Annotated in this window: 27 protein-coding genes and 1 pseudogene; 15 read left to right on the top strand and 13 right to left on the bottom strand. The window is 66.5% G+C overall.

The window, feature by feature from the left end:
* From AAC979_RS21800 to trbI, 8 genes are read left to right on the top strand one after another with little or no spacing between them, the layout of a single operon-like run.
* Complete coding sequence (locus AAC979_RS21800; RefSeq protein WP_371349228.1) at positions 1-2,457, top strand: conjugal transfer protein TrbE; 2,457 nt, start codon at positions 1-3, stop codon at positions 2,455-2,457.
* A gap of 13 nt (positions 2,458-2,470) precedes the next feature.
* Entirely contained in the window at positions 2,471-3,229 is a 759-nt protein-coding gene (trbJ, locus tag AAC979_RS21795) for a P-type conjugative transfer protein TrbJ (RefSeq protein WP_371349251.1), read from the top strand.
* Positions 3,226-3,426 (top strand): entry exclusion protein TrbK, encoded by a 201-nt coding sequence (gene trbK / locus AAC979_RS21790; protein WP_371349227.1) that lies wholly within the window; start codon positions 3,226-3,228, stop codon positions 3,424-3,426. The genes trbJ and trbK overlap by 4 nt, the downstream gene beginning before the upstream one ends.
* Positions 3,420-4,607: a P-type conjugative transfer protein TrbL gene (gene trbL / locus AAC979_RS21785; protein WP_371349226.1), complete on the top strand. Its 1,188-nt coding sequence runs from the start codon at positions 3,420-3,422 to the stop codon at positions 4,605-4,607. Before trbK ends, trbL begins: the two co-directional genes overlap by 7 nt.
* Before the next feature lie 18 nt (positions 4,608-4,625).
* Positions 4,626-5,285, top strand: coding sequence for a conjugal transfer protein TrbF (locus AAC979_RS21780; RefSeq protein ID WP_126280980.1), 660 nt, complete (start codon positions 4,626-4,628; stop codon positions 5,283-5,285).
* A 47-nt stretch (positions 5,286-5,332) separates the two neighbouring features.
* On the top strand, positions 5,333-6,139 hold the full coding sequence (trbG, locus tag AAC979_RS21775) for a P-type conjugative transfer protein TrbG (protein ID WP_371349225.1): 807 nt from the start codon (positions 5,333-5,335) through the stop codon (positions 6,137-6,139).
* A 3-nt stretch (positions 6,140-6,142) separates the two neighbouring features.
* Positions 6,143-6,595, top strand: coding sequence for a conjugal transfer protein TrbH (trbH, locus tag AAC979_RS21770; protein ID WP_371349224.1), 453 nt, complete (start codon positions 6,143-6,145; stop codon positions 6,593-6,595).
* A gap of 12 nt (positions 6,596-6,607) precedes the next feature.
* The gene (trbI, locus tag AAC979_RS21765; protein ID WP_371349223.1) at positions 6,608-7,897 is read left to right on the top strand and encodes an IncP-type conjugal transfer protein TrbI; all 1,290 of its coding nucleotides are present in this window, start codon (positions 6,608-6,610) and stop codon (positions 7,895-7,897) included.
* Positions 7,898-8,077: 180 nt separating this feature from the next.
* Here trbI and AAC979_RS21760 read toward each other — a convergent pair whose 3' ends face one another.
* Both AAC979_RS21760 and AAC979_RS21755 read right to left on the bottom strand, forming a co-directional pair.
* A complete protein-coding gene (locus AAC979_RS21760) occupies positions 8,078-8,374 on the bottom strand; it encodes an iron chaperone (protein WP_371349222.1) in 297 nt (98 codons plus the stop codon).
* A 166-nt stretch (positions 8,375-8,540) separates the two neighbouring features.
* On the bottom strand, positions 8,541-8,861 hold the full coding sequence (locus AAC979_RS21755) for a transcriptional repressor TraM (protein WP_244451523.1): 321 nt from the start codon (positions 8,859-8,861) through the stop codon (positions 8,541-8,543).
* A gap of 346 nt (positions 8,862-9,207) precedes the next feature.
* On the opposite strand from AAC979_RS21755, the gene AAC979_RS21750 reads away from it, so the two are divergent.
* The gene (locus AAC979_RS21750; RefSeq protein WP_371349221.1) at positions 9,208-9,432 is read left to right on the top strand and encodes a hypothetical protein; all 225 of its coding nucleotides are present in this window, start codon (positions 9,208-9,210) and stop codon (positions 9,430-9,432) included.
* A 161-nt stretch (positions 9,433-9,593) separates the two neighbouring features.
* Here the strand turns inward: AAC979_RS21750 and AAC979_RS21745 are convergent, their stop codons facing one another.
* From AAC979_RS21745 to traA, 4 genes are read right to left on the bottom strand one after another with little or no spacing between them, the layout of a single operon-like run.
* Positions 9,594-10,199: a TraH family protein gene (locus AAC979_RS21745; RefSeq protein WP_371349220.1), complete on the bottom strand. Its 606-nt coding sequence runs from the start codon at positions 10,197-10,199 to the stop codon at positions 9,594-9,596.
* A 14-nt stretch (positions 10,200-10,213) separates the two neighbouring features.
* Positions 10,214-11,368: a conjugal transfer protein TraB gene (locus tag AAC979_RS21740; protein ID WP_371349219.1), complete on the bottom strand. Its 1,155-nt coding sequence runs from the start codon at positions 11,366-11,368 to the stop codon at positions 10,214-10,216.
* A gap of 1 nt (position 11,369) precedes the next feature.
* Positions 11,370-11,846 carry a conjugative transfer signal peptidase TraF gene (traF, locus tag AAC979_RS21735; protein WP_371349218.1) on the bottom strand — a complete coding sequence of 159 codons (477 nt, stop codon included), beginning with the start codon at positions 11,844-11,846 and terminating at the stop codon, positions 11,370-11,372.
* A 47-nt stretch (positions 11,847-11,893) separates the two neighbouring features.
* The gene (gene traA, locus AAC979_RS21730; RefSeq protein WP_371349217.1) at positions 11,894-15,196 is read right to left on the bottom strand and encodes a Ti-type conjugative transfer relaxase TraA; all 3,303 of its coding nucleotides are present in this window, start codon (positions 15,194-15,196) and stop codon (positions 11,894-11,896) included.
* 253 nt (positions 15,197-15,449) lie between these two features.
* Between traA and traC the strand changes: the two genes are divergently transcribed.
* The 4 genes from traC to AAC979_RS21710 all read left to right on the top strand — a co-directional run bounded on the left by traC (position 15,450) and on the right by AAC979_RS21710 (position 19,139).
* A complete protein-coding gene (gene traC / locus AAC979_RS21725; protein ID WP_371349216.1) occupies positions 15,450-15,746 on the top strand; it encodes a conjugal transfer protein TraC in 297 nt (98 codons plus the stop codon).
* Between the two features lie 4 nt (positions 15,747-15,750).
* On the top strand, positions 15,751-15,966 hold the full coding sequence (gene traD / locus AAC979_RS21720) for a type IV conjugative transfer system coupling protein TraD (RefSeq protein ID WP_371349215.1): 216 nt from the start codon (positions 15,751-15,753) through the stop codon (positions 15,964-15,966).
* Positions 15,959-17,878 (top strand): Ti-type conjugative transfer system protein TraG, encoded by a 1,920-nt coding sequence (gene traG, locus AAC979_RS21715; RefSeq protein ID WP_371349214.1) that lies wholly within the window; start codon positions 15,959-15,961, stop codon positions 17,876-17,878. Before traD ends, traG begins: the two co-directional genes overlap by 8 nt.
* 64 nt (positions 17,879-17,942) lie before the next feature.
* Positions 17,943-19,139, top strand: coding sequence for a DUF1173 domain-containing protein (locus AAC979_RS21710; RefSeq protein WP_371349213.1), 1,197 nt, complete (start codon positions 17,943-17,945; stop codon positions 19,137-19,139).
* Positions 19,140-19,200: 61 nt separating this feature from the next.
* Here the strand turns inward: AAC979_RS21710 and AAC979_RS21705 are convergent, their stop codons facing one another.
* Positions 19,201-19,707 carry a hypothetical protein gene (locus AAC979_RS21705; protein ID WP_371349212.1) on the bottom strand — a complete coding sequence of 169 codons (507 nt, stop codon included), beginning with the start codon at positions 19,705-19,707 and terminating at the stop codon, positions 19,201-19,203.
* Between the two features lie 687 nt (positions 19,708-20,394).
* On the opposite strand from AAC979_RS21705, the gene AAC979_RS21700 reads away from it, so the two are divergent.
* Positions 20,395-20,781: a thermonuclease family protein gene (locus tag AAC979_RS21700; protein ID WP_371349250.1), complete on the top strand. Its 387-nt coding sequence runs from the start codon at positions 20,395-20,397 to the stop codon at positions 20,779-20,781.
* A gap of 84 nt (positions 20,782-20,865) precedes the next feature.
* Positions 20,866-21,114 (top strand): WGR domain-containing protein, encoded by a 249-nt coding sequence (locus AAC979_RS21695; RefSeq protein ID WP_371349211.1) that lies wholly within the window; start codon positions 20,866-20,868, stop codon positions 21,112-21,114.
* Positions 21,115-21,164: 50 nt separating this feature from the next.
* Here the strand turns inward: AAC979_RS21695 and AAC979_RS21690 are convergent, their stop codons facing one another.
* The 6 genes and pseudogenes from AAC979_RS21690 to chrA form a co-directional block, all read right to left on the bottom strand.
* Positions 21,165-21,359, bottom strand: a complete 195-nt coding sequence (locus tag AAC979_RS21690; RefSeq protein ID WP_371349210.1) for a hypothetical protein — start codon at positions 21,357-21,359, stop codon at positions 21,165-21,167.
* Positions 21,360-21,426: 67 nt separating this feature from the next.
* On the bottom strand, positions 21,427-21,741 hold the full coding sequence (locus AAC979_RS21685; protein WP_371349209.1) for a DUF736 domain-containing protein: 315 nt from the start codon (positions 21,739-21,741) through the stop codon (positions 21,427-21,429).
* 717 nt (positions 21,742-22,458) lie between these two features.
* Entirely contained in the window at positions 22,459-22,617 is a 159-nt protein-coding gene (locus AAC979_RS21680; protein WP_371349208.1) for a hypothetical protein, read from the bottom strand.
* Between the two features lie 304 nt (positions 22,618-22,921).
* Complete coding sequence (locus AAC979_RS21675) at positions 22,922-23,656, bottom strand: hypothetical protein (protein ID WP_371349249.1); 735 nt, start codon at positions 23,654-23,656, stop codon at positions 22,922-22,924.
* A gap of 108 nt (positions 23,657-23,764) precedes the next feature.
* A pseudogene (locus AAC979_RS21670) lies at positions 23,765-24,172 on the bottom strand (ArdC-like ssDNA-binding domain-containing protein); the annotation flags it as partial.
* 573 nt (positions 24,173-24,745) lie between these two features.
* Positions 24,746-26,161 (bottom strand): chromate efflux transporter, encoded by a 1,416-nt coding sequence (chrA, locus tag AAC979_RS21665; RefSeq protein WP_371349207.1) that lies wholly within the window; start codon positions 26,159-26,161, stop codon positions 24,746-24,748.
* Positions 26,162-26,171 lie beyond the last annotated feature (10 nt).

Below are 26,171 nucleotides of genomic sequence, written 5' to 3'. Positions count from 1 at the left end.
ATGGTGGCGTTGCGCTCCTTCCGCCATTCGGGCCCGTCTTTCTCCGATCTGGTGCCGTATGCCGCGCTCGTGGCGAACGGCGTCATCCTGCTCAAGGATGGGTCGCTCATGGCAGGCTGGTATTTTGCCGGGCCTGACTCCGAGAGCTCGACGGATGCCGAGCGCAACGAGGTGTCCCGGCAGATCAACGCGATCCTGTCGCGGCTCGGCACCGGCTGGATGATCCAGGTCGAGGCGGTGCGGGTTGCCACGTCGGACTATCCGGCGCGCGAGGAGTGCCATTTTCCCGATGCAGTCACCCGCGCGATCGACGACGAGCGGCGCGCGCGTTTTCAGGAGGGCAGGGGTCACTTCGAGAGCCGCCACGCGCTCATCCTGACCTGGCGGCCGCCCGAGCGCCGGCGTTCCGGACTTGCCCGCTATGTCTATTCCGACAGCGAAAGCCGTGCCGCACGCTATGCCGACACCGTCCTCGACAGCTTCCTGTCCTCGATCCGCGAGGTCGAGCAGTATCTCGGCAACGCGCTGTCGATCCGACGCATGGTGACGCGATCGGTCGAGGAGCGAGGTGGCTTCCAGACCGCCCGCTATGACGAGTTGTTTCAGTTCATCCGCTTCTGCATCACCGGCGAGAACCATCCGGTGCGCCTGCCGGAAATCCCGATGTACCTGGATTGGCTGGCGACGGCCGAGTTCAGCCACGGCCTCACGCCAATGGTCGACAGTCGATATCTCGCGGTCGTCGGCATTGACGGTCTTCCGGCCGAGAGCTGGCCGGGCATCCTCAACTCCCTTGACCTGATGCCAATGACCTATCGCTGGTCGTCGCGGTTCATCTTCCTCGATGATCAGGAGGCCCGCACGCGCCTCGAGCGCACGCGCAAGAAATGGCAGCAGAAGGTCAGGCCCTTCTTCGACCAGCTTTTTCAGACCAGGTCAGGCTCCGTCGACCAGGACGCCATGGCGATGGTGGCGGAGACCGAGGACGCCATCGCCCAGGCTTCATCTCAGCTCGTCGCCTACGGCTATTACACGCCGGTGATCGTGCTGTTCGACGACAACGAGGCCAGGCTGCGCGAGAAGGCGGAGGCGGTCCGCCGTCTCGTCCAGGCCGAAGGGTTTGGCGCCCGGATCGAAACCATCAACGCCACGGAGGCCTTCCTCGGCAGCCTGCCGGGCAACTGGTACGCAAACATCCGCGAGCCGCTGATCAACACCCGCAACCTCGCCGACCTGATCCCGCTCAATTCGGTTTGGTCGGGCGCGCCGACGGCACCTTGCCCGTACTATCTGCCGGGCTCGCCGCCGCTGATGCTGGTGGCGAGCGGCTCGACGCCCTTTCGCCTGAACCTGCACGTCGATGATGTCGGCCATACGCTGATCTTCGGCCCGACCGGATCCGGCAAGTCGACGCTGCTGGCGCTGATCGCCGCGCAGTTCCGGCGTTACGCACAGGCGCAGATCTTCGCGTTTGACAAGGGCCGCTCGATGTTGCCGCTCACATTGGCCGCCGGCGGCGACCACTACGAGATCGGCGAGAGCGACGGCGATGGCGCTCCGACGCTCGCCTTCTGCCCGCTCTCCGAGCTCGCGACGGACGGCGACCGCGCCTGGGCGTCGGAATGGATCGAGACGCTGGTGGCGCTGCAGGGCGTGGCGATCACGCCGGACCATCGCAATGCCATCTCGCGCCAAGTCGGCCTGATGGCGTCGGCGAACGGACGCTCACTCTCCGATTTCGTTTCCGGTGTGCAGATGCGCGAGATCAAGGAAGCGCTGCATCACTACACGGTCGACGGGCCGATGGGTCAGCTGCTCGATGCGGAAAGCGACGGGCTGTCACTACGCTCCTTCCAGACCTTCGAGATCGAGCAGCTGATGAACATGGGCGAGCGAAGCCTCGTGCCCGTCCTGCTCTATCTGTTCCGCCGGATCGAGAAGCGGCTGACCGGCGCGCCGAGCCTCATCGTGCTCGACGAGGCCTGGCTGATGCTCGGTCATCCGACCTTCAGGGACAAGATCCGCGAATGGCTGAAAGTGCTGCGCAAGGCCAACTGCGCGGTGATCCTGGCGACGCAGTCGATTTCGGACGCCGAGCGGTCCGGCATCATCGACGTGCTGAAGGAATCCTGCCCGACCAAGATCTGCCTGCCGAATGGTGCGGCGCGTGAGCCGGGTACACGCGAGTTCTACGAGCGCATCGGCTTCAACGAGCGCCAGATCGAGATCGTCGCGACCGCGCTCCCGAAGCGGGAATACTACGTCGCTTCGCCCGAAGGCCGGCGGCTTTTCGACATGGCGCTCGGCCCGGTCGCGCTCTCCTTCGCCGGCGCCTCCGGCAAGGAAGATCTCAAGCAGATTGCCGCGCTGAAGGCCGAGCATGGCGACAGCTGGCCGGCGCACTGGCTCCAACAGAGAGGAATAGGCGATGCGGAAGCCCTTCTTCACCAAAGCTAGTCTTGCCGCGTCGATGGCCCTCGTGGCGACGATGGCTCATGTCTCGCCAGCCCTCTCGGGATCGGCGGCCGGCGGCGCCACCGAATGGACGCAGCTCCTGAACAACGGCGAGCTCGTGACGATGGTGACGAAGTCAACCGAACAGATCAACAATCAAGTCACGCAGATCACCCAACTGGCGGAGCAGATCCAGAACCAGCTGCGCATTTACGAGAACATGCTGCAGAACACCGCCCAGCTGCCGAACCACATCTGGGGGCAGGTGGAGAACGATCTCAACCGGCTGCGCAGCCTTGCCGCTCAAGGGCAGGGCATCGCCTTCTCGATGAGCAATGCCGACGACGTGTTGAAGCAGCGCTTCCAGAGCTATGCCGACTTCAAGACCAACCTCCCCAACGGAGCGACCTTCGCCTCGACCTATCAGAACTGGTCGACGACCAATCGCGACACGATCGCCGGCACGCTCAAGGCGGCCGGTCTCACCGCCGAGCAGTTCTCGTCGGAAGAGTCGACGATGAGCTCGCTCCGCACGATGTCGCAGTCCGCCGACGGGCAGATGAAGGCGCTGCAGGTCGGCCATCAGATCGCGGCGCAGCAGGTGGCGCAGTTCCAGAAGCTTCGCGGTCTGGTCTCCCAGCAGACGACGATGATGGGGACATGGCTCCAGTCCGAGCAAGCGGACAAGGATCTCGCGCAGGCCCGGCGCGAGCAGTTCTTCAACGCGACGACGCCCGGTGTCCGTGGCGGGCAGACGATGGAGCCGCGCTGGTGAGCCGGCCGGTCGTCATGGCAGCGCTGGCGGCGGTCCTCGCGCTCGTCGGCCTCACGGTGATCTGGTTCGTCGTCACGCCCCGGCTGGAGACCACAGCGCCGTCGGTGCAGGAGCAGCGCCAGCGCGCCGAGGACTTCCTCGGCGGCGATCCCGATCGTCCGGTGCGCGGCGGGCAGGAGATGAAACCACGATGGTAGTCACCCGTCCGTCCCGCGCGCTCGAAATCGGCTTCATCATCATTGCCCTCGTCCTGCTCGCCAGCGCACCGGCGCTCGCCCAGCAGGGGAGCGTGTTGACCACGCTCGAGAACCAGGTCTCGACGGCCGCGAAAGGCTGGGAGACGACGGTCATGAATGCGGCGCGCTCCCTGTTCTGGATTCTCGCGGGCATCGAGGTCGGCATCGCCGCGGTGTGGCTCGCCCTGCAGGCAGCCTCACTCGATGCCTGGTTCGCCGAGCTCGTGCGCCGGATCATGTTCATCGGCCTGTTCGCCTTCATCCTCGACAGGGGACCGAGCTTCGCCAAGGCGGTCGTCGACAGCCTGTTTCAGATCGGCGCCAATGGCGGCTCGGCCTCGCCGGCGAACATCTTCGACGCCGGCATCCGTGTCGCCTCCAAGATGTCGGAGCAGGCGAAGTTCGGTCTCTTTGAAGACAATGCACTCGCCATTGCCGCTGTCTTCGCCATGGTCATCGTCGTCATCGCCTTCAGCCTTGTCGCGGCGATCTTCATTGCGGTGATGGTCGAGATGTATGTCGGCTTGCTCGCCGGCATGATCATGCTCGGCCTCGGAGGTTCGTCCTTCACCAAGGACTTCGCCGTCCGATACCTCGTCTATGCCTTCTCGGTCGGCATGAAGCTGATGGCGCTGGTCATGATCGCACGCATCGGCTCGGAGGTGCTGCTCGGCCTCGCCGAGGCGCCGACGGCCACATCCGACCAGTTCATCACGACGCTCGCGATCGCCGGCATCTCCGTCGTCGTGTTCATCATCGCCATGTATGTGCCGCCGATCGTCCAGGGCGTCGTGCAAGGCGCCTCGATCTCCGGCGGCATGGAAGCGATCCGCCACGGCGGCCAGGCAGCGACCTTCGCCGCCGGCGGCGCGTTCCTCGGGGCGAGTGCGGCGATGTCCGGCGCGTCGGCGGCGAGGAGCGCGCGAGCTGGTGGCTCCTCGATGGCGGGAGCGGCGCTGCGCGGCATGGTAGCCGGCATCGGCAATGCGGGATGGGCGGCCGGCTCGGCGGCGAAGGAAAAGGCGATCGCGGCGCCGGGCGCCTATGCCGGATCCTTGCTCGGCCTGGCCAACGCCAAGCTCGATCAGTCGCGGCAGAAATCGCCGCCACCGCCGCCGCCACCGCCGATTGAGGACAAGTGAGGGGAGACGCGCATCAGCATGGCCGCCAGTCCGCCCGACAATCCCTATATCGCCGCTCGCCAGGAGTGGAACGAGCGCTATGGCTCCTACGTCAAGGCCGCGGCCGCGTGGCGGCTCGTCGGCATCACCGGCATGCTGATGGCCGTGGTCGGCTTCAGCTACGCGCTCTATCAGAGCACGCAGGTCAAGCTCGTGCCCTACATTGTCGAGGTCGACCGCCTCGGCACCGCGGTAACAGCCGGCTTCCCCCAGCAGATCGAATATGCCGATCCTCGCGTCGTCCGCGCGACGCTCGGCACCTTCGTCTCGAACTTCCGCAGCGTGACGCCCGACGCGGTGGTGCAGAAGCAATACATCGATCGCACCTACGCGCTGCTGCGCACCTCCGATCCGGCGACTGAGAAGATCAACGCCTGGTTTCGCGGCAATTCCCCGTTCGAGAAGGCGAAGAACGCGACCGTCGCGATCGAGGTCAACAATGTCGTGCCGCTCTCCAACCAGAGCTACCAGATCGACTGGACCGAATATGAGCGCGACCGGAAGGGCAAGGAAACCGCCGTGCGCCGGTTCCGGGGCATCGCCACCGTGACACTGACCCCGCCGCAGGACGAGGGCGTCATCCGCCTCAATCCGATCGGTCTCTATCTGCGGGACTTCGAATGGACCGCCCAGCTGTGAAAGGCCCGCGCACGCCAATGACAAGAGAAGGAACAATCATTGCCGCCATGCTGCTCGTGCTGTCGGCTGTCGTGGCGACGGGTTTCGTCGCTGCGCCTGCCGCCGCCCAGGGGATGAGCGCGAACGAGGCCCGCGGCACCAACATCTCCGGACAGTGGCGCGGTTCGCGCGGGCTCGTCACCAGAGGGGCGGACGGAAAGGTGATCTTCCTCTATGGCGAGATCCAGCCCTCGGTCGTGTGCTCGCCCCTGCAGGTCTGCGATATCGAGCTGCAGGCCGGCGAGGTGGTGCGTGATGTGCTCGTCGGCGACACGGTGCGCTGGAAGGTCGAGCCGGCGACGTCCGGAGCCGTGGGCGGGCAGGCGATCCATCTGATCGTCAAGCCGGCCGAGCCGGGGCTGGTCACCTCGATGGTGGTGACGACGTCGCGGCGCACCTACCACATCCAGCTCAAATCGCATCAGAGCCAGTACATGGCGCGCATCGGCTTCGAATATCCCGAGGACGTGTCGACCCGCCTTTCCGACATCAACGCGAGGCTCGAGGCAAGCACCATCCCGGGCGCCGGCGTGCCGGCCGAGCAGCTGAACTTCCAGTACAGCGTCAGCGGCAATGCTGGCTGGCGGCCGACCCGCGTCTATTCGGACGGCCAGAAGACCTACATCCAGTTTCCGCGCTCGATGTCCGGACAGGACGCCCCGGTGCTCTTCGTCGTCTCCGGTGGCCAGAACCGCATCGTCAACTACCGCATGAAGGGCAACATGATGGTGGTGGACTACAACGTCGATCGCGCCGTGCTCGTCTCCGGCGTCGGCTGGCACCAGGACAAGATCACCATCAGCAGGGGAGGGTAGGTGATGACCCCGCGACACCTCGTCCCCCGCCTCCTTGTCGTCGCCTTGGCCGCCGCGCTGCTCGCCGGCTGCCAAACCTTCGGAACCGAAAGCCTCGTGGCCAGCTCCGCGCCGCAGGAGATTTCAGGTCCCGCGGCAAGCGCCATCGCCGGCGACATGGTCAGCCGCCTGGCCGAACATGTCGGACCGGGTACCGGCACCATCGTGCTGAAGCCCGATGGCTCGCCGTTTGGCGGCGCGCTCGAGGCCTCGCTGAAGACCTGGGGCTATGCCGTGGTCAGCGATCAGAAGGCCGAAGGCGAGAAGCTCATTCCGCTCGCCTATGTGATCGGCAGCTATGATGGCCAGGTGCTCGCGCGCCTCTCGACCGGCTCGCTCGATCTTGGCCGCGCCTACACCGCGACCGCGGCCGGCGCGACGCCGACAAGTCCGTTGTCAGTCATGCAGCGCGGGTGAGGGGAGGGGAACATGGTTCAATCCCTCAAGCTCGGCGGGGAAGCGGCCGAACCGAAGATCCGGCGGATCAATCGCCTGCCGATCGTCATCGCGATCGCTCTGGTCGTCGCCTTCCTCGCCGTGATCATTTACGGGCTAAGCTCGCGCGGACTGTATTTTTCGCGCAACCCGTCGATCGAGCAGGCCGGTGGTGCCCCGGCGTCCACCTATGCCGACCAATTGAAGCGTGGCGTCTCGGACGGGATCATCGGCGATCCCGCGGAGGCGCCGGTGTTTCAGCCGACGCCTCCGGAACGAACCGAGCCGGCGGCCGCGCCAAAGCCCGCCATCGTCCAGCCTGAGCGCGCGACGGCGGAAGGCGAGCCGGACGCTGTTTGGCGCGCTCGGCTCAAGCGAGAGGCCGATGAGCAATACTATCGCGAGTTGCAACGCCAACGCATGGCGCGGATGCAGGCCAACGACACGGCCTATGACTCACCGATCGCCGTCAACGTCGACAAGTTGCGCAGCAACGCGCGGAGCGATCCCGCGGCCTCGCAGCCCGCTGGCGCCAGTGCCACGGGCGCCGGCGCGGCCGCGGATCTCTACGGCGCCGCGCTCCGCGCCGGCCTCACCGGCCAGAACCTCGACCCGAACGCCCAACGGACGAAGGAGGACTTCTTCAATGCCGACATCAAGGAGCTCGGCTATCTCCCCAACCAGGTCGTGCCGCAGCGCTCGCTCTATGAGCTCAAGCGCGGCTCGGTGATCCCCGCGACGCTCATCACCGGCATCAACTCCGACCTTCCCGGCCGCATCACCGCGCAGGTCAGCCAGAACGTCTACGACAGCGCCACCGGGCACCGCCTGCTCATCCCGCAGGGAACGAAGCTGTTCGGTCGCTATGACAGCAAGGTCTCGTTCGGCCAGTCCCGCGTGCTCGTCGTTTGGACTGACATCATCTTCCCGAACGGATCGACGCTGCAGATCGGCGGCATGGCCGGGACCGATGCCGAGGGCTATGGCGGCTTCAATGACAAGGTGAACAACCACTATCTGAAGACATTTGGGTCCGCGATCCTGCTCGCCGTCATCGGCGCTGGCATGGACATGGCGATCCCGCAGAACAACAATCCGTTCGACAATGGAAACAGCGCCGAGGACGCCGCGCGGCGGAATTTCGCGGAGACCTTCGGACGCGTGGCGGAGCGCACGATCAATCGCAATCTCGACGTTCAGCCAACGCTGGAGATTCGACCGGGATACAAATTCAATGTCCTCGTCGACCAGGACATCATGTTCCCGGGGGTCTACCGTGGATGATTTCGCAACCGGCCATCGGCTGGCGGTGTGGAATTGAGGTCAGGACCTCTCAATAACACGACAGTGTCAAACGATGGCGACGAGGCCAAGCCGCATTCGAAATTTGACTAACCAATCTCCGCGTTAGCCGAACGCTTCAGGTCCAAATAAGCCAGGTACTGCGTTGCCGAAGAAAAGGCCCTAGAATCCCTTCTTGCTTCGCGAACTCACTGCCAATTTCCTAACGAGTTGATCAGTAATAGGCTTACTCACCAAGAACGTAACTCCGGTCTTAGTCGCCTTGAGTTTCGAAGATGCGATCTCGTCTGCATGGGCCGCAATTGCACCCGGATCGACATAGAGACCACATTGTTTGCTGAAGGCGGCATAGCCCGCGACGATCGTCCCTTCGATCTGAAATCCGGGCCTATCGTACATCATGACTTCTTCGGCGCCTGGCCGCGCCCGCGATAACTGCGCGCGCAGCTGGCCCAACATGTCGCGGAACTGCTCCGGTGCGGCGGCTATATAGGCATCATGGCTGTCCTTCTTCGTTATGCAGACAGTCCCTTTCTAGCATGTCCAAGGGCAACAAATGGGACACTGCAGCTCTTGATACGGCTCTGACCACGAAGGTGAAGCTGATGTGAGCGGTTCGCTCCTATCACTCCACCGGCACCGGCGGGACATGGCCGAGGACGTCGAGGAGCGTCGAAAGGAGGGTCTGTTGGGCATGCATGTCGATCATCGCGCTGACATAGGCGATGCGGGCGGGACCTACGCTTTCACAGTTGGCAACAGGCGGCGACCTGCGCCATTCCTCATATTTCGCCTCGGCCGCGTCGCGGAGGCGCCGATGTGTCCTGATTGCCTGAATTGTGATTTGTTCGAGATCTCGCTTGGGGAGATGCTCGGTCAGGCCGACGACCGGCCTCAGCGTGACTTTGTGCTCCGGCTGCACAGCGCAGTTCTGGTCGTTTCCCATCCGCCTTCTTCTTCAAAGGTCGTCCGCGGTGCGCCCCCGCAAACGTCAATCCCTGATCCCAAGCCGGGGGTTGGAAACCGTACTCAGACGGTCCTGCGACCTTTAGCACCGAGGCGCCTGGACATGCGTCACAGGCCCCCGGCCGTAAGGCCAGAGGATCCTTGGTGCCTTCCCGGTTGGCACCGACCGCTGAGTAGGGGTTTCCACACCCCGAGGCAGCGCGTACTGCCCTGCCGGCCCTTATAAAGATGAGACGCCCCAATCGCTAGAGCGAAGCGGTGAATCCCGTAGAACCGAACGATCTCAATGCTATTTCGAGCGGCCTCCGCGCGACTGGGATTGCCTGATGAGCACGCCGGACAGCCACGGCCGCCTCAAGCTCTCCCGCTTCCCTAAGCCGGCTACGTTCGCGGATCACCGCCAGGCCCCGGTCAACGCTCTCGGCCATCTGCGCGTCATGTTCGCCGTAGATGACATCGACGAGACGCTCGAAAGGATCCGCACGCGCAGCGCGCGGGCGAGGTCATTCGATATCGGGACGCGATCGGCTCTGTTACATGCGCGGGCCTGAAGGGGCTTCCTATCGGACTGGCGCGGGAACTGAGCTGAGCACAAATACGACGGCACCCTCGGAGCGATTTGCGACCGGCGGCCGGATGCTCGTCGATCGACATCTGAGTGCTCTACGCCGCTAGGGAGAGGCTGGCCCGCCAGTCTCGTGGGGACAATTCATCAATCGGACTTTGGCCGGCTACCGCCGATACCGGACAAATCGATGCGGATCCCCGCCTTGTTCGGATCGACGGGTTCGGGGCGAACCGGTCCCGCGGCTTCGGTTGGGCCCGCTTCGCTCCGATCTGCTTCCGCCGGAGCCGGCACCGCGAGTTTCACGTCGCCGGGATCCGGCTCGCTGAATATCGCCTTTCCCTCGAAGCTACCGGTCTTCCAGGCCTCGATCGCATCGTCGAAGGCCTCGTCAACGGCGTTGCCGTACCATTTGGTGACGATCCGGTAGACCTTGGCGAAGAGCTTCGTGCCCATCCGGATGTTGGCGCAGGCGTCGACCAGATCGGGCTTCAGCTCCGAAACGTCGGTGATGCCGACCCCTGCAGGATATTGCGTGACGCCGACCCGCACGACGGCCTTGCCGACATGCTGGCGGACGAGCGCCATGGCCTCCTCCCCCGTGCCAGGCCGGGGAATCAGCACGACGCGGCCGCCGGACCGGACGGTGACCGCCAGCGGATCCGGCGAGCCCGCCGACACGATGAACTTCTCGACGATCGCGGGCTTCAGGCCGGGATCGGCGCATTGCTGGATGAGGGCGGCGTCGACCATGAGAACTCCCTGGGTTATCGGTTGAAGGCGGTGACGAGCGACACATCGAACAGCCTCGCCCAGGCGATCGTGCTGGCGTTTTGGATGTCGATGATCGAGGTGCCGACAGTCCACCAGCCATTGCCGGTGGCGACGATCGCGTCCGGCCGCTGCAGCATCGACTGCAGGATGGGCCAGACGACGAGCTGCTCGTAACAGATCAGCGGCGCGATGCGCTGGCCGCCGAGCTCGACGGCCGGGTTGGCGAAAAGATGCGCCCGTGCGCCGCCCGCCCGCCCGACCAGGCGGCGCCAGGGCTGCCACATCGAGACCGGAACCGGCATGCGCTCGCGATAAAGGATGCTGGCCTTGTCCGCCGAGATCGCGACCAGCACGTTGTCGTAGCCCTGCGGATCGATGACGGCAGCGCCAGCGATCACCGCGATGTCGCCGCTTGAGAGCGCGTCACGCCACAGCTGCTCGACGCTCGGCGTCCAGAACCCGAGCGCGCTTTCCGGGAGCACCACGATCCTGGCGACCTGCTCTCCATCCCGCATGACCGAAGTGATCAGGTCGCGCTGGCGCTCGAGCGTACTGTCGCGCCCGAGGCTCTGGCCCATATCGAGGTCGACGCCCCGGAATCCTTCCGGGAGCGGCGGCGGCGTCCATGTCGCGACCGACCACAGCCAGAACCCGCCGAGCGCGATCGCCGCGATCGGCGAGGCTCGCGTCGTCATCGCCATGAGGCCGACCACGGCGGCCGCCAGTCCTAGCCAGCCCCATCCGGGAAACAGCACGCCGGCCGCCGTCAGCGGATGCGCCCAACCCACGATACCGAAGGGCGGCACCGCCATCAAAGCAGCCGCCAGCCCAGACTTCGCCGCCCTGCCTCCTCCCGGCCGGCTCGTCCAGAGCAACCCGTGGACGGCGACGAAAGCAAACGACGCGACCAGCCAGAGAAACACGCCCGGCCACATGTCGGAGGCGTAGAAGTTGGCGACGCCTTGCGGCAGGCCTCTCGACGCCGCGAGAAAATACGCCATCGCGACCAGCGCTGCGACGAAGCGGCTGCGCGCGAAGGCCCATAGCGCCGGGAACAGCATCGCGAGCGGCAGCGCCAGCGGCTCGCCGCTCCAGCCGATGACGCCGACCAGCGCGGCGATCAGGATCAGCACCAGATCCCGCGCCATGTCACGGCTCGAAGGTGAGGAGCGGGTGCGCGCGGCCGAGCACACCGCTGGCCGGGATCGGCCCGAAATACCGTGAGTCATAGGAGCCCGCGAAATCGGAGTGGAGGAAGAGGGAACCGGGCGAAACCGGCCCACCCGAAAAGGCCGTGAGCGCCCTGCCCGCGGCGTCGGTCGGCCGAACATCGGAATGAGGAAGCCGCCGTCCGTCGATCTCGACGCCGGCGCCGATCGCGATCGCCTGCCCTTCCGTCGCCACAACCGTCTTGATCATCGGGCTGAACCAGCCTGGGCAGAGGCCGCGGCCGAGATAGCCGCGCTCGCGTGCCAGGCGGAAGGCGGTGCTGTCGGGCGGGCAGATGAAGACGAGATCACCCATGGCGGGCGGTCCGTCGAGCGGCTCGATCCGCCACAGGCCGAGCGGATAGCTGCGCGTGAGATTGAGGCGCAAGCCGGCGAACCACGCGGTGCCGGCGAGCATGATCAGAGACGCGACCGCGGCCGGCACTATGAGGATGGCGCGCCGCCTCACTGCTTCATCACCGGCGTCTGCCGCTGGCTCTGGCGCAGGGTTTCGGCCTGCTTCAGCGTCGCGGCGGTGCGCTCTTGGGCGGCGAGCTGCTGCGCGGTCCGCATGGTCGGCCAGGCCTCGGCGAGCTTCTGCCGCTCGCCCGGAGCGAGCCCGTCGGCCGCCTTGTCGAAGATCTTGCCGGCGGGTTCGCGGGCGGCGTTGGTGAGCAGCGTGCGCTCGCCGAACCGCTCCGCGATCGCCTTGTTGAATCCGTCGATCTCGCCCTTCACCTCGCGGTTGGAAATCGCATAGCCGAGCGCGGCCGGCAGGTCGTTACGGTCGATGGCGTCGCGCACCCTCTCCAGCACGCGATGCGCCGCCGGCGACAAGGCCGGGATGTCGATCGAGACGCGATGGCGCATCGCCTGCTCGTCGACCTGGAGCTTCTGCACGGCGGCCTCGCGCAGGTTGAGATAGCTTTCGATGTCCCGCTTCAGCGCCGGGACATTGAGCTCGGCGACGCGGCGGTCCTCGCGATCGGCTTTGCCGGCCAGAAGCCCGGTCCTGCCCTTGAGGGGGCCGAGCGCCTGCGGCTCCGAAACCAGCCGGTCGAGCGCCGTCTTCGCCGCAGCGGGATCCGACAGGACCGCGTCGAAATTCATGGCGCGGAACGCCGTCTCCGGATCGGCGAAGACATAGCGGAAGCGGGTCGAGACCTCGTCCCACTGCCTGGTGACGGCAGGATCGGCGCGCAGCTTCTCCTCGACCGCGTCCTGGATCGATTTGGTGAACAGGGTGACGCCGGCGACCATCGCTGCGGCCTCCTTTGAGCTGCGTGTCTGACGGGGATCGATGAGGCCGAGGCGCGCGCCGATGCCGCGCAGGCGCTGCGTGAGATCGGCCAGCTTCTGTTTCTGCCGGACCGACCAGTCGAGCCGGTCGCGCAGCAGCGTGCGGGCGACCTTGACGATGTGCAGGCCGCGGTTCTCGGCGAAGCGGAGCGCCTGCCGGTAGAGCGTGCCTCGCTCGTAGTCGAGCGTGGTCTCCTTGGCGTTGCGTCGCGACAGGACCTTGGCGAGCCCGCCATGGAAGCCGAAGGAGCGGCGCCCGTAGTAGAGCGCCATGTCCTCGCGGTGCCGGGTCAGCGCGACATAGGTCAGGTGGCGGTCGAGCGAGAGCGAGGCGAGCACCTTCACGCGGTCGACGGTGGCGCCCTGGGCCTTGTGGATCGTGGTGGCGTAGCCGTGATCGACATTGCGATAGAGGTGCTGATCTACCGTGACCTGACGCCGCTGATCCCCCTCGCCGATCGTCGCGACGATGCGGTTCGGTGCGGCCTCGACCACCTTGCCGATCATGCCGTTCTTCACGCCGAGGGCGCTGTCGTTCTTCAGGAAGACGATCTGGTCCCCCGCATCGAACTTGCGGGCGCCGTCCTCGGTGCGGAACGCGTGACCCTCACCAACGAGGCCGCGTTCGACGAGCTTATCGCGCGCCATCGTGTTCAGCATCCGCACGTCGCGGCGCAGATGCGCGAGGATCAGCGAGCTCCTGGCGGGATCATAGTCCCGGTTCCAGTCCGCGATCAGACTGGCGACGGCTTCGGCCTTCAGAACCGAGCCGAGCACCCTGCCCTGCTGCTGATAGGCGGAGAGCGCCTCGGCGATCCGGCCGCGCGCCAGGTCCATCGAGGCGGCGCGCATCCATTGCTCGCGCTGCCGATAGATCGTCTCGAGTTCGGCATAGCCGATGCGCTCGACGATGGCGCGGAACGCCGCCCCCGCCTCGATCGGCTGAAGCTGGTCGGGATCGCCGACGAGCACCAGCTTGGCGCCGGCCTTCACCGCCGCTTCGACGAAGCGCGCCATCTGCTTGGAGGCGACCATGCCGGCTTCGTCGAGCACGAGGACGGTGCCGGAATCGAGCGTGTCCCTGCCCTGCTTCCAGCGCAGCTCCCAGGACGCCAACGTGCGGCTCTGGATGCCGGCTTCCTTCTCCAGACCCTCGGCCGCCTTGCCCGCGAGTGCGGCGCCGACGACACGGCAGCCGGCAAGTTCCCAAGCCTCGCGCGCCGCCTTCATCATGGTGGTCTTGCCGGCGCCGGCGCGGCCGACGACGGCGGCGATCCCGCCCGGCTTCGTCACATGCTCGATCGCCGTGCGCTGCTCTTCGGAGAGTCGCTCATGGCGGGCAAACACCTGCTCCAGCAAGCGCTCGCGAACGCCATGTGAGCTTCGCCCGGAAAGCCAGATCGCCTGACGCGCCATGCCGGCCTCGACACGGATGAGCTCGCGCGTCGTATAGCGCGCCGGCATTCTCTCCCCGGTCGCGAAGTCGACGCTCTCGCGCTCGATGCGCAGGAGCTCCGGGCTCTGGAGGATACGCGCCATCAGCTGCTGGAAGGTGCCTGCATCGTCGACATAGCGATGCAGCACCTTGGCGATATCGCGCTGCTCGAAGACGCTCTTCTCCGACGACAGCAGGTCGAGCACGATCTCAGGCCGCAGCAGAATGCGCCGCCTGTTTTCGCTGCGCTGCGCCTCGAACAGCTTCAGCCGTTCGAGATCGACCGCCTCGCCCTCGCGCGACGACTTGCGCTGGATCGCCTTGGCGCCGACGCCGATATGCGTCGTCGGCACCAGGTCGATGCCGCGCTCGGCATAGGACCGCCCGTCGACTCGGATCTCCAGGCCGGCGAGCGCCAGATGCTGGTTCTGCAGATCGAGCCAGCCATTGCGCTGCTCCAGGAACTCGGTCTTCTCGCCCGACCAGAGTCGATAGACGATCTTGCCGGCCTGGTTGCGCAGGACCTCGCCATCCTCGCCGATGACGGGGATGCGTTTCGGTCCGAAGCCGTCCTCGGTCAGCGGGCGCAGCGTCGTCATCAGGTGGACGTGCGGATTGCCCGGCTCGTCGTGATAGACCCAGTCGGCGACCTGCCCGCGCGCCAGCACCTGCTCGAGGACGAACTGCCGCATCAGCGCGATGTTCTGCTCCTTGGACAGCTCCACGGGCAGCGCGATGATGAATTCCCGGGCGAACTGCGCATCCTCGCGCCTCTCGAACGCTTCGACCCTGTTCCAGAACGCCTCCACGGCGCCGGCGACCGAGCGGTCGGCGATCAGCGCCCGCGCCCATTCCGGCGCGTCGGCCGGCAGCAGGAATTCCTCATGGGCGAGATTGCGCTTGTTGGAATAGTCGACCGTGCGGGCCTCGGCCTCGTATTCCATCCGCGCGCAATGGCGATACGCGGCCGACAGCAAGGCGCTGCGGCCATTGCCGCGGCCGATGAGCTGGGGCGTGAAATGCGTGATCGCCACGGTGACGGCGTCTCCCCTCGAGGTCTCGAACGGCGTGTTCGTCGGGAGAGGCCGGCCCCGCCAGGGCCGGCGCAGCACGTCGCACCAGCGACGTATTACTGCGCCCTTGGATGCCGCTCCTTCGGAACGGCCGGGATGATCTCAAACGGCGTCGGCTTCGCCGACTAGCTTTTTTACTAGTCGCCGCTGGCGCTCATCCGGGGAAAGCTGGGCCTCGATCCAGCAGAAACCGGACAGCGGAAGGTCAACCGGAATGAAGAAGCCGTCGCGACAGATCAGAGAGGAAATCGCCAGGCTGCAGGACCAGCTGCGGCAGGCCGAGACGCGCGAGGCCGAACGCATCGGTCGGATCGCGCTGAAGGCCGGTCTCGGCGAGATCGAGATCGAGGAGACGGCGCTGCTCTCGGCCTTCGAGGTGGTGGCGAAACGGTTTCGTGGCGACAGTGGCGCATCGACCGGGAGAAAGGGCGGCGCAGGCCGGCAGCCAAATGGCGGGGCGTCCACGACGCTCGCGGCTGGCGCGCCTCAGGGCGGCGATCGCGAGGCTTGAGCGCATGCACAGGTCGAGCTCATCGGACGCCCGCAAGAAGGACACGCGCGAGAAGATCGAGCTCGGCGGGCTGATCGTGAAGGCGGGGCTGCGCTACGAGAAGCGCGCACTGCTTCTCGGCTTGCTGATCGACGGGCATCGCCGCGCCAGCGAGGACGAGGCCGAGCGAACGCGGCTCAGCGCCATCGGCGCGGAAGCCTTCGGGCACGATCATGAATAGGGTGCTTCTCGCGGGCCTGCAGGCGGCGATCATGATCACCGTGGCGATCACGACGACCGGCGCCGAGCACTGGCTGGCGGGCTTCGGTAAAACCGAGGCGGCGCGGCTGATGCTCGGCCGTGCCGGGCTCGCGCTACCCTATGCGCTAACTGGCGGGGTCGGATTGATCCTGCTCTTCGCCGCGGCCGGCGCGATCGCGATCCGGGCGGTCGGATGGGGCGTCGTAGCCGGAAGCGCGGCCGTCATCGGTATCGCCGTCATCCGCGAGGGCGCGCGCCTCGCCGCTCTGGCGGACCGCGTGCCGGCGGGGCAATCCGTGCTTGCCTATGCCGATCCGGGAACGATGATCGGCGCGGCGATCGCGCTGGTTAGCGCGATGTTCGCGCTACGCGTCGCCATCAAGGGAAATGCCGCCTTAGCAGCAGCGACGCCGCGCCGCATCAAGGGCCGACGTGCGATCCATGGCGAGACCGACTGGATGCGGATGGAAGCGGCCGGCAAGCTGTTCGGCGATGCCGGCGGCATCGTCATCGGCGAGCGCTACCGGGTCGATCGCGATTCCGTCGCCGGCATCGCGTTCCGTGCCGACAGCCGCGAGACCTGGGGCAGCGGCGGACGCTCACCGCTGCTCTGCTTCGACGGCTCGTTCGGCTCCTCGCACGGCATCGTCTTCGCCGGCTCCGGCGGCTTCAAGACCACGTCGGTGACGATTCCCTCGGCCTTGAAATGGGGCGGCGGCCTCGTGGTGCTCGACCCCTCATCGGAGGTTGCGCCGATGGTGAGCGGCCATCGGCGCAAGGCGGGCCGCAAGGTGGTGGTGCTCGACCCGGCCGATGCCGCCACCGGCTTCAACGCGCTCGACTGGATCGGGCGTTTCGGCGGCACGAAGGAAGAGGACATCGTCGCGGTCGCGACCTGGGTGATGACCGACACGGCCCGCCAGGCCTCCGCCCGCGACGACTTCTTTCGCGCCTCCGCGATGCAGCTTCTCACCGCGCTGATCGCGGACGTCTGCCTGTCGGGTCATACGGAACAGAAGGACCAGACGCTCCGGCAGGTGCGCGCCAATCTCTCCGAGCCTGAGCCGAAGCTGCGGGAGCGGCTGACGAGGATCTACGAACAGTCGGGATCGGACTTCGTGAAGGAGAATGTCGCGGTGTTCGTCAACATGACGCCGGAGACCTTCTCCGGGGTCTACGCCAATGCGGTGAAGGAAACGCACTGGCTGTCCTATCCGAACTACGCGGCCCTGATCTCCGGCCACAGCTTCACCACCGACGAGCTCGCCGACGGCGGGACCGACATCTTCATCGCGCTCGATCTGAAAGTGCTGGAGGCGCATCCGGGACTGGCCCGCGTCATCATCGGCGCGCTGATGAACGCGATCTACAACCGCAATGGCGAGGTGAAGGATCGTTCCCTGTTCCTGCTCGACGAGGTCGCCCGGCTCGGCTTCCTGCGCATCCTGGAGACCGCCCGCGACGCCGGCCGCAAATACGGCATCACCATGACGCTGCTGTTCCAGTCGATCGGGCAGATGCGTGAGGCCTATGGCGGCCGCGATGCCACCTCGAAATGGTTCGAGTCGGCGTCGTGGATCAGCTTCGCCGCGATCAACGATCCGGAGACCGCCGACTACATCTCCAAGCGCTGCGGCGATACCACGGTCGAGGTCGACCAGCTCAGCCGCTCCTCGCAGATGTCGGGATCGTCGCGCACGCGCTCGAAGCAGCTGGCGCGCCGTCCGCTGATCCTGCCGCACGAGGTCCTGCGCATGCGCGCCGACGAGCAGATCGTGTTCACGGCGGGCAATCCGCCGCTGCGCTGCGGGCGGGCCATCTGGTTCCGCCGCGACGACATGAGAAGCTGCGTCGGCGAAAACAGATTCCACCGGAAGGAAGCGGTGCGATGATCGGCGGCGATAGGGGAATTCCGCGGGCGGCAGGAGCGATCAGCTGATCGCCGGGAGAAGTGCTTTGAGACGGCTGGGCATCGGCGACATGGAGGTCGAGGACAGTGCCGGCGACATCGCCGAGCGGCTGGCGGAGGCGTTTGCCCGGCGCGAACATCCGCTGTGCCTGTGCCGGCCGGAGGGCGTGCCGATGTATGTCGCACGCGCCGGTGGCCGCCATGTGCTGAAGCGGATGCCCGGCAGCGGACCGCGGCACGATCCGGATTGCGATTCCTATGAGCCGCCGCATGCCCTGTCCGGCCTCGGCGCCGTCGACGGCGAGGCGATCGTCGAGAATGCCGAGGACGGCGTCACCCTGCTCAAGCTCGACTTCAGCCTGTCGAAGCAGGCCGGTCGGGCGGCGCCGGCGTCGCGCGAGGCGATCGATGCCGGCGCGGTGAAGACGGACGGTTCGCGCCTCTCGCTGCGCGCCCTGCTGCACTACCTGTGGGAGCAGGCCGAGTTCAATCGCTGGCGTCCGGCGATGACCGGCCGACGCAACTGGGCGGTGCTGCGCAAGTTCCTGCTCGAGGCGGCCGAGGGCAAGACCGCGAAGGGCAAGTCGCTCGCGGACGTCCTGTTCATTCCCGAGATATTCGACGCCGATCGCGACGCCGCGATCGCGCAGCGGCGCGAGACGTTCCTCAGCCGCGCGTTGAAGGCCGAGGGCAAGCGCCGCTCGCTCGCCATGCTGATCGGCGAGGTCAAGGAGATCGCACCGGCGCGCTTCGGCCACCGCGTCGTGATCAAGCATCTCCCGCGCTTTCCCTTCATGCTGAACGAGGATGTTCATCGGCGGATCAACGCGGTGTTCGCCCCGGAGCTGGCGCTGTGGAACGCGACGGCGGATTCGCATCTGATCGCGATCGCCACCTTCGGCATCGATGCCGCGGGCATCGCCTCGATCGAGTCGATCGCGCTCATGGTCGTGACCGATCGCTGGCTGCCGTTCGAGAACCGCTACGAGGCGGCGCTGATCGACGCGCTGGCGAAGCGCGGCGCCAGCTTCGTGAAAAGCCTGCGCTACAACCTGCCGGCCGCGCACCCGATAGCCTGCGTTGTTCTGCGGCAGGACGGCGCCGCACCGCTCGGCATGTATATCGTGCCCGACGGCGCCGAGGCCGACTATCGGGAAAAGCTCGACGAGCTGATCGCCGAGAGCGGCATCGCGTCGTGGACCTGGAACATCGGCGATGGAGCCATGCCGGAGCTTCCGGCATGACGTGGTCGGAGGTGGCATCCATGCGAGAGCGAGAGGCGGCCGACCGCCTCTCGCCTGCGGCTCACCGGCCGCTCGGCGCCAGCTCCGCAGGCCCGTAGACGATGCGGCGGGCATGGAAGCTCACGCCGGTCTCGGAGGCGATCTGGTCGATGATCTGGCGCAGACCGCAGAGGCTGCGGTCACTCACCTCGCGCAGCGACGGGCCGCATTCGGCGAGCGCGTACCAGCGCCTCGTGCGGGGATCGAATATCTCCTGCGTCGCGAGGTAGATGTCGAGATGATCGAGGAGCGGCTGCGGCTGCGCGATCCAGCGGTGTTCGAATTCCGCCTCGATCCAATAGAGGTCTTCGGCGGCCTCCTCGGCGCGCGCCGGGTCGGCGCCGTCTCGCGCGCACCGCTGCGCCTCCACCGCGCGTATCATCAGCTCGATCAGATCGCCGAGCTTGGCGACCAGCCGGTCGTGTGCGCTGCGCGCGAGATCATTGTCGCAACCGACGCGACTGATCCTGGCTACGAACCTGAAGCCGTTGAGGCGCGTGAACAGCGAGAGGTAGTCGATGTCGGACATGGGGTGTCTCCTTTCGTTCTGACGAAAGGCGGCTGCACCGTAGGCGCGAGGAGTCAGGGATCGCGAAGCGACCGCCTGCGGCGGCGAGCGGGGGTGCCGATTTTCCGGCGGCGCCTCCCGGGCGGCGGCGGAAAATTGGGGGAACCGCGATGTCCTTGACGCCGGAGTGGCGGGTGTATGATCGGACGTCAGAGAGAGAGAGGAAAGCCACGGCGCCCGCCGGGCGCCGTGTCCGCATCCGGCGGCCAGCCGGCCTGGTGCGCGAGGGTTGCCCTCGCGACGGGGCGCCCGGTCGATCCGGGCGGCCTCGTCCCGCGAGATGGATCGTCACCGCATGGCGGAGACCGCGCAGCGGACTCCGGGAGCGAAGCGCAGCGGCGCGAGTAGAGCCAGTCCGCCGCAGGCGGCTCGCCCAGTTATCCCGCCTTTCCGCAAGTCCTCTTCCCGGGCTGCATCTTGTGACGTGCAACGTCATCCTGTGCCTCGGACCCGGACCGGATTCGGCCAAAGAAAGAACGCCGCATTGAAAATATCAGCCCATCCAGAACGACAGCGCCGCCGACGCGATCCAACGCCCGGCTTGAACGGCAATCCAGCAGAATGAGGAGCCTTCTCGCCAAACGCGCCGTCGTCGCCACGATTGTCCTCGCCACGTTCTATTGGGCATATCGCGGAGGCGCCGAGCCGATGCCTGGCGCGGCTTCCGGACCTCCCGCCGACACGGTGACCGCTATATTCTCCATTTGCCGGAGCGCTCGACGCTTCAACTGCGTGGTCGACGGCGACACCTTCTGGCTCGGCCGGCAGAAGATCCGGATCGCCGATATCGACGCGCCGGAACTCACCCCGCCGCGCTGCGGATATGAGCGGGAGCTCGGCGAGGCGGCGAAACGCAGGCTGCAGGCGATGCTCAACGCCGGGCCGTTTTCGCTGGTCGCGGGACCACGGGACGAAGACCCCTTTGGCCGCAAGCTGCGCACGGTCCTGCGTGCGGGCCGCTCGATCGGCGAGCGGCTGGTCGCCGAAGGGCTCGTCCGCCGCTGGGACGGCGGCCGGCGCAGCTGGTGCGACTGACCCATCAGCGCAATGAATCGATCCTCCCGGATCGATTCGGAAAACCCATTGGACGGTGCCTCCACAGGAGGCGAGAATCCGCCCATGACCGACACGGAGAGCCTGCCCGTCCATCTTCGCCGTATAGATCCGACGCAGAACATGCGGCGCTTCTACATGCTCGCGATCCAGCCGACCCTGTTCGGCGGCGCCTCGGTCATCCGGAACTGGGGACGGATCGGCACCAATGGCCAATCGATGATGCAGACCTTCGATCGGCCCGACGAGGCCGGCGACGCGCTGAGCCGCCTCGAGCGCAGCAAGAGACGGCGCGGCTATCGCGACGCTATTTGAATAGAGACATGAAAATGGCCGGCAAGCGAACCGCTGCCGGCCGGGGGGCGTCACATGGTCTCGTCGAGGACTCCGGCCGCCTTCAGCCGGGCGTCGTCCATGTGGTCGATGATCTCATAGTCGTCCGACTTCCAGTCATAGTCGCCGTTGCGGACCTCCTCGAGCGTCGCCCAGGAGCCGTCAGGCCAGAGCACGATGTCGTCGGGATGCCGGTGTCGGCGCTGTGATGAGTAGGATCGCGTCATTGGGGTCTCCTCGCGTCCGGAAAGGACGAAGGCCCCGCCTAGCGGCGGAGCCCTCGCGTCGCTGCGATCAATCCCGCCGCGGCCGGGACCAGATCAGCTGCAGGCCTTCCTCGCCGTCGACCTCAACCAGGGTGGCATAGAGGGGTTCGCGGAAGGACGGATCGTCGAGCTTGACCGAGAGGTAGTCGCGGCCGGTCTCCTCGGCGGTCCGCTGCCAGGCCGCGCCGAGCTCGACGTTCTCGGCGTCGAAGATGCGGAACTGGGGGCCGCGGTCGGACGGGTTCGGGATGCGGACGATGCGGGTCCGGGCCTTGAGGCCGAGGGTGCGGATGTTGCCGGTGAAGCCGTTGCCGTTCGAGGTGAAGGTGCCGATGTTGGCCATTGTCTCATTCCCTTGGTTCCGGGCCGCGCCCATCGCGACCCGATGGCGGTCGTGAGGCCGACGGCGATCGACCCGCACCCAACGGGGTCCCCGTTGCGCTTGCGCAATGGGGTGGTCCTTCGGGCCGGAACGCAGTGGAGGGCGGCCGGAGACGGCTTTTTTGCTTCGCGATGCAAAGCCGGCCGGGTCCCCTCCGGGGTGGCCGGCGGCGGAAAAAAGCCGTCGCCGGACGTTGCGGGGACAAGATCGAGGGCGCGCAGCGCCTGTCCTTCGGCCAGACCTGCCAAATCGGGTTCGCCATGGGAGAGGCCATCGCAACACCGGGGGAATGCGACATGCGCGAAGATCGCCGAGCTCCCGACGGCACAATGGCCACGCGCTATCCGCTCGCCCCACCCAGATCGCGGATCCGCAGCCCTCACGCACCCCGCCGGCCGGCCCAGCGCCCTATCCCGTCGCCAACATGACGAACGCGATCCCCGCGCCGGCAGCGGAGCAGTTCAGGACGGCGCGACGCCCTCCGCTCAAGCTCCGCCATCCGGCCCGCGACCGGCGACCTGCCATGGTCGGGAGAGGCCGAGACCGCCCAGCCTGGTCCTTCCGCTGGCGGACCGCGGCGGCGAGAGCGCCCGCCCGCCGGGCGGGCCTGCCCGACCAGAAGCATCGCCGAGCAGAAAACGCGGAAACGCGAGCGCCGGCGCCGACAAAAAAGGGGGCTCACGCTCCCTCCGCCTCGCGGCTGCGGCGCTCGGCCTCCGCGAGCAGCTCCTCGAGGCGCCGCAGCGAGTCCCTGCGCTCCTTGCGGGTGAGGATGCAGTGCGCGAGCTCGGCGCGCAGCTCGGCGATTTCGGCGTAGATGTCGAGAACCTTCGTCATGTGAACCTCCTTCGTCTCGATGACGAAGGCGGCGCACCGGGCGTTGGAGGGACGGGTCAAGGATCGCGCAGCGACCGGCAGCGCCGGCGCGCGGGAGTGCCGATTTTGTCGTCGCGCAGCGGCGGGAAAATTGGGGGCACCGCGCCTCCTTGACGCGGCCCGACTGCCGGTATGATGGGTCGTCATTGAGAGGAAGACGGCCTGGCACAACGCTGCGGCCGGGCTTCCTTGCACCGGTGCCGCCCCTCTATCGTATCCGAACCGGGAGCAGCCTTTCGGCAGCCCTCGCGGTGCCAGCCCACAGTTACAGGCCGCACATTCCTTCGCATTCGTTGGGCCAGAGATCGAGCTGGCCGTGATCGGTCGCCGTGGTGAGATCGGCGTCTTCCAGCGGCATCGCCGAACGATGGAGAAAGACCTCGCCACGGATGCCGCGCAGGCTTGAGCGGATCGCCCGGTCGACCGCGACCGCATCGGCCCAGCCCGCCGGATCGCCGTCTCGCAGGCGCCGCCACGCCGCGTCGCTATGGAACGGGCAACCGATGCAGGCACTTTTCGGGGGTCGCGGATAGCCGTGCCGCGTCAGCCAGGACAGGCAGTCGCGTCGCGACATGCGCCTTTCGACGAGCGGCCAGCGGTTGAGGCGCCAGCTCTCGAAGCTCGGCTTCATGCGGATGATCTCGTCGGTCGAGATGCCGATCCATTGCTCGACAACCGGCACGGCCGGCGACCGCCGGCGCGTCAAGCCGGCGAGCGCGCGCACCTTCCGACGGATTGGATCGATCTTGTAGTCGCCGGTGCATTGGCGCCGAATCATGCCGACCGAGACGCGCCCCTGCCGGTCCACACGGCGCGTGAACGCGGGGATCGATTCCCAGCGGCGGCCTCCCGCCGCCGCGATGAGATTCGCCCGGATATCACCGGCAGACACGATATGGACCGGGAATGGCAGGACGTTGGGCGACATGAGCCAGGCCAGGTGCTCGTAGACCGGCTTGGGCTCCCAGCGCGTATCAGCGAAGATCGCACAGTCGGGCATGGGGCCGATCTCGCCATGGGCGGCGAGCAGCGCGAGGGTGGTGGACTGCACGCCGGCGCCGAGGCTGAGCACGCGCAGGCGGATCGCCGGGGAGGACTCGGCGCCCTCCTCGATCTGCTCGCAATTGAAGACGGTGTAGGCCTTGAGGAAGGGAATCTCCCGTTCGACCTCGTCGCCGCGCGCGTCGGTCTCAGTGCGCTTGAACCGGCTGGCATAGACGACGGTCGCGCCGCTTTCGCCCTTGCGGACATGGGCGCCGATCTCGGATGCCTGCCTGAAGGTCATCCACATCGGCGAGGTGAAGCCGCGCGCCATCGCTTCCGACCAGAGCAGCAGCACGTTCATGCCGGTGTAGGGCTCGCCATTGTGGCGCAGCGGCCGCGTCACGCGGCCCTTCACATTGCCTGCGCTCCAGGGCTGCACCCAGGGACGCACCCCCTTCTCCAGTGCGGCGACGAGCATTTCCGTGATCTGCGCATAGATGTCGGTGCGCGGCCTGCTTTCCTTCCTTTTCATTGTCCTGAACCTCCTTCATCGAGGCCGCGCCAATCGCGGCCGTCACGGAGGTCCGTCAGCCGGGGCTGGTCTGAGGCCCGCGCACCCGACCGGGGCCCCGGCGCGCCTGCGCGACGGGGTGGTCAGGGCCGGAACGCAGTGGAGGACGGCGAAGCCGTTGCGCGGACCGCCGGACCCGGTAGGACCGCCGTCCGGGACGGGCCGCGTCAGCCCCATTCCCGTCCGTTTTCCCAGCGCCACGGTCATGAAAGCCATCTTGGGCGCGAGCCCACCGTGGGTTCGCCCCCTCCCGCCCGTTGCCATACAAATCTGCAAGAAATCTCATTAATAAACAATGAGATACATGTCTGCGGTGGCTAGTCTGAGAGGAGAGATGCTCGCACGCCCTGCCACTTCCTTTGATGGGAGAACGAGACCAATCACTGTCAGTATTGCGAGTAGCCCGATGTCGTCGATCGCACGGTCGGCGATGCCGCCGACTGGTTCCGCGAGCACATGGCCTGAAGCTAAGTGCAGCATTGCGGCGCGGGAGCTTCCCGCGCCGCATCTCCCTTCAGTTCGATGCCGCGCTGATCAGACCAGTCCGGTGAGTAGTCCGTAGAGAAGACCCAGGATCGAGCAGGCTCCCAGTACGGTCAGCATCCCGACTTTGAAGCGGAACACCGCGATGATCGCTCCAAGGGTGAGGATCAACGATGGGATGTTTACGGAACTCAGCACCGGCACATCGACAGTCATGCCGAAGCCACGAACTTCATCGAGGCGTGCAAACAGCACATGCAGCGCAAACCACACGGCGAGGTTCAGGATCACTCCGACGACGGCGGCGGTGATTGCCGCCAAGGCTGCGGAGAGCGCCTTGTTGTTGCGCATAGTCTCCATGAACGGCGCACCAAGGAAGATCCACAGGAAGCACGGGACGAATGTCACCCAGGTCGTGAGAAGGCCGCCGAGCGTGCCCGCCAGCAAAGGATTCAGAGAACCTGGCGCGCGATAGGCCCCCATGAAGCCGACGAACTGCGTGACCATGATGAGCGGGCCGGGGGTCGTCTCGGCCATGCCCAGACCGTCCAGCATCTCGCCAGGCTTCAGCCAGCCATAGTGCTCGACTGCCTGTTGGGCGACATAAGACAGGACAGCGTAGGCGCCGCCAAACGTGACCATCGCCATCTTGGAAAAGAATATGGAGATGTCGGTGAAGACATTGCCCTGTCCCAGAAGGACGAGCAGCGCGAGGATTGGCCCGCCCCACAGCACCAGCCCGACCGCGGCGACCTTGAGCGACCAACTGGCCGGCGGGCGGGCGTGATCGGGAACCTCCTCGCCGAGAGCACTATCGATGTCCGCGACCTGTTTGCCACCAACCTTGCCGTGACCATTGCCGGCGAGAAACGCTGCCCAGCCGGCCCGGCCGCCCAGATAGCCGATGACGCCGGCAGCTAACACGACGAGTGGAAAGGGGGCATCGAACAGGAAGAGAGCAATGAACGCCGCGGCGGCTAGGCCGACCATCACGTTGTTTTTCAGGGCGCGGCGACCAATCCGGAGCACGGCCTCGAGCACGATCGCCAGGACAGCGGCCTTCAGTCCGAAGAACAGGGCTTGAACGGCCCCCACATTGCCGAAGATGGCGTAGATCCAGCTCAGCGCCATGATCGCGATGGCGCCCGGAAGCACGAACAGAATGCCCGCGACCAGCCCGCCCTTGGTCTTGTGGAGGAGCCAGCCGATGTAGATGGCGAGTTGCTGGGCCTCCGGACCTGGCAACAGCGTGCAGTAGTTCAGCGCGTGCAGGAAACGCGTTTCGCCGATCCAGCGCTTTTCCTCGACGATAATCCGATGCATCACCGCGATCTGGCCGGCAGGACCGCCGAAACTCAGCGCAGCCACTCGCGCCCAGACGCGCAGCGCCTCGTTGAACGAAATCCCATGAGCAGGTGTGTCGTTGTGCTGGATCGGCGCGGTATCGAGAGATTCGATCTTGCTCATGGCGGGTTCC

Origin of the sequence: Ancylobacter sp. IITR112, assembly GCF_041415945.1 — a bacterium.
Lineage (GTDB): Bacteria > Pseudomonadota > Alphaproteobacteria > Rhizobiales > Xanthobacteraceae > Ancylobacter.
The sequence above is the reverse complement of the archived record's forward strand: the minus strand, read 5'-3'. Positions and strand labels throughout refer to the sequence as shown.

Excerpts from the sequence above, each read along its gene's own strand:
- AAC979_RS21800 (WP_371349228.1), top strand. The coding sequence starts at position 1 with ATGGTGGCGTTGCGCTCCTTCCGCCATTCGGGCCCGTCTTTCTCCGAT.
- trbJ (WP_371349251.1), top strand. The coding sequence starts at position 2,471 with ATGGCCCTCGTGGCGACGATGGCTCATGTCTCGCCAGCCCTCTCGGGA.
- trbL (WP_371349226.1), top strand. The coding sequence starts at position 3,420 with ATGGTAGTCACCCGTCCGTCCCGCGCGCTCGAAATCGGCTTCATCATC.
- AAC979_RS21780 (WP_126280980.1), top strand. The coding sequence starts at position 4,626 with ATGGCCGCCAGTCCGCCCGACAATCCCTATATCGCCGCTCGCCAGGAG.
- trbG (WP_371349225.1), top strand. The coding sequence starts at position 5,333 with ATGCTGCTCGTGCTGTCGGCTGTCGTGGCGACGGGTTTCGTCGCTGCG.
- trbH (WP_371349224.1), top strand. The coding sequence starts at position 6,143 with ATGACCCCGCGACACCTCGTCCCCCGCCTCCTTGTCGTCGCCTTGGCC.
- trbI (WP_371349223.1), top strand. The coding sequence starts at position 6,608 with ATGGTTCAATCCCTCAAGCTCGGCGGGGAAGCGGCCGAACCGAAGATC.
- AAC979_RS21760 (WP_371349222.1), bottom strand. The coding sequence starts at position 8,374 with ATGTTGGGCCAGCTGCGCGCGCAGTTATCGCGGGCGCGGCCAGGCGCC.
- AAC979_RS21755 (WP_244451523.1), bottom strand. The coding sequence starts at position 8,861 with ATGGGAAACGACCAGAACTGCGCTGTGCAGCCGGAGCACAAAGTCACG.
- AAC979_RS21750 (WP_371349221.1), top strand. The coding sequence starts at position 9,208 with ATGAGCACGCCGGACAGCCACGGCCGCCTCAAGCTCTCCCGCTTCCCT.
- AAC979_RS21745 (WP_371349220.1), bottom strand. The coding sequence starts at position 10,199 with ATGGTCGACGCCGCCCTCATCCAGCAATGCGCCGATCCCGGCCTGAAG.
- AAC979_RS21740 (WP_371349219.1), bottom strand. The coding sequence starts at position 11,368 with ATGGCGCGGGATCTGGTGCTGATCCTGATCGCCGCGCTGGTCGGCGTC.
- traF (WP_371349218.1), bottom strand. The coding sequence starts at position 11,846 with ATGCTCGCCGGCACCGCGTGGTTCGCCGGCTTGCGCCTCAATCTCACG.
- traC (WP_371349216.1), top strand. The coding sequence starts at position 15,450 with ATGAAGAAGCCGTCGCGACAGATCAGAGAGGAAATCGCCAGGCTGCAG.
- traD (WP_371349215.1), top strand. The coding sequence starts at position 15,751 with ATGCACAGGTCGAGCTCATCGGACGCCCGCAAGAAGGACACGCGCGAG.
- traG (WP_371349214.1), top strand. The coding sequence starts at position 15,959 with ATGAATAGGGTGCTTCTCGCGGGCCTGCAGGCGGCGATCATGATCACC.
- AAC979_RS21705 (WP_371349212.1), bottom strand. The coding sequence starts at position 19,707 with ATGTCCGACATCGACTACCTCTCGCTGTTCACGCGCCTCAACGGCTTC.
- AAC979_RS21700 (WP_371349250.1), top strand. The coding sequence starts at position 20,395 with ATGCCTGGCGCGGCTTCCGGACCTCCCGCCGACACGGTGACCGCTATA.
- AAC979_RS21695 (WP_371349211.1), top strand. The coding sequence starts at position 20,866 with ATGACCGACACGGAGAGCCTGCCCGTCCATCTTCGCCGTATAGATCCG.
- AAC979_RS21690 (WP_371349210.1), bottom strand. The coding sequence starts at position 21,359 with ATGACGCGATCCTACTCATCACAGCGCCGACACCGGCATCCCGACGAC.
- AAC979_RS21685 (WP_371349209.1), bottom strand. The coding sequence starts at position 21,741 with ATGGCCAACATCGGCACCTTCACCTCGAACGGCAACGGCTTCACCGGC.
- AAC979_RS21680 (WP_371349208.1), bottom strand. The coding sequence starts at position 22,617 with ATGACGAAGGTTCTCGACATCTACGCCGAAATCGCCGAGCTGCGCGCC.
- AAC979_RS21675 (WP_371349249.1), bottom strand. The coding sequence starts at position 23,656 with ATGCCCGACTGTGCGATCTTCGCTGATACGCGCTGGGAGCCCAAGCCG.
- chrA (WP_371349207.1), bottom strand. The coding sequence starts at position 26,161 with ATGAGCAAGATCGAATCTCTCGATACCGCGCCGATCCAGCACAACGAC.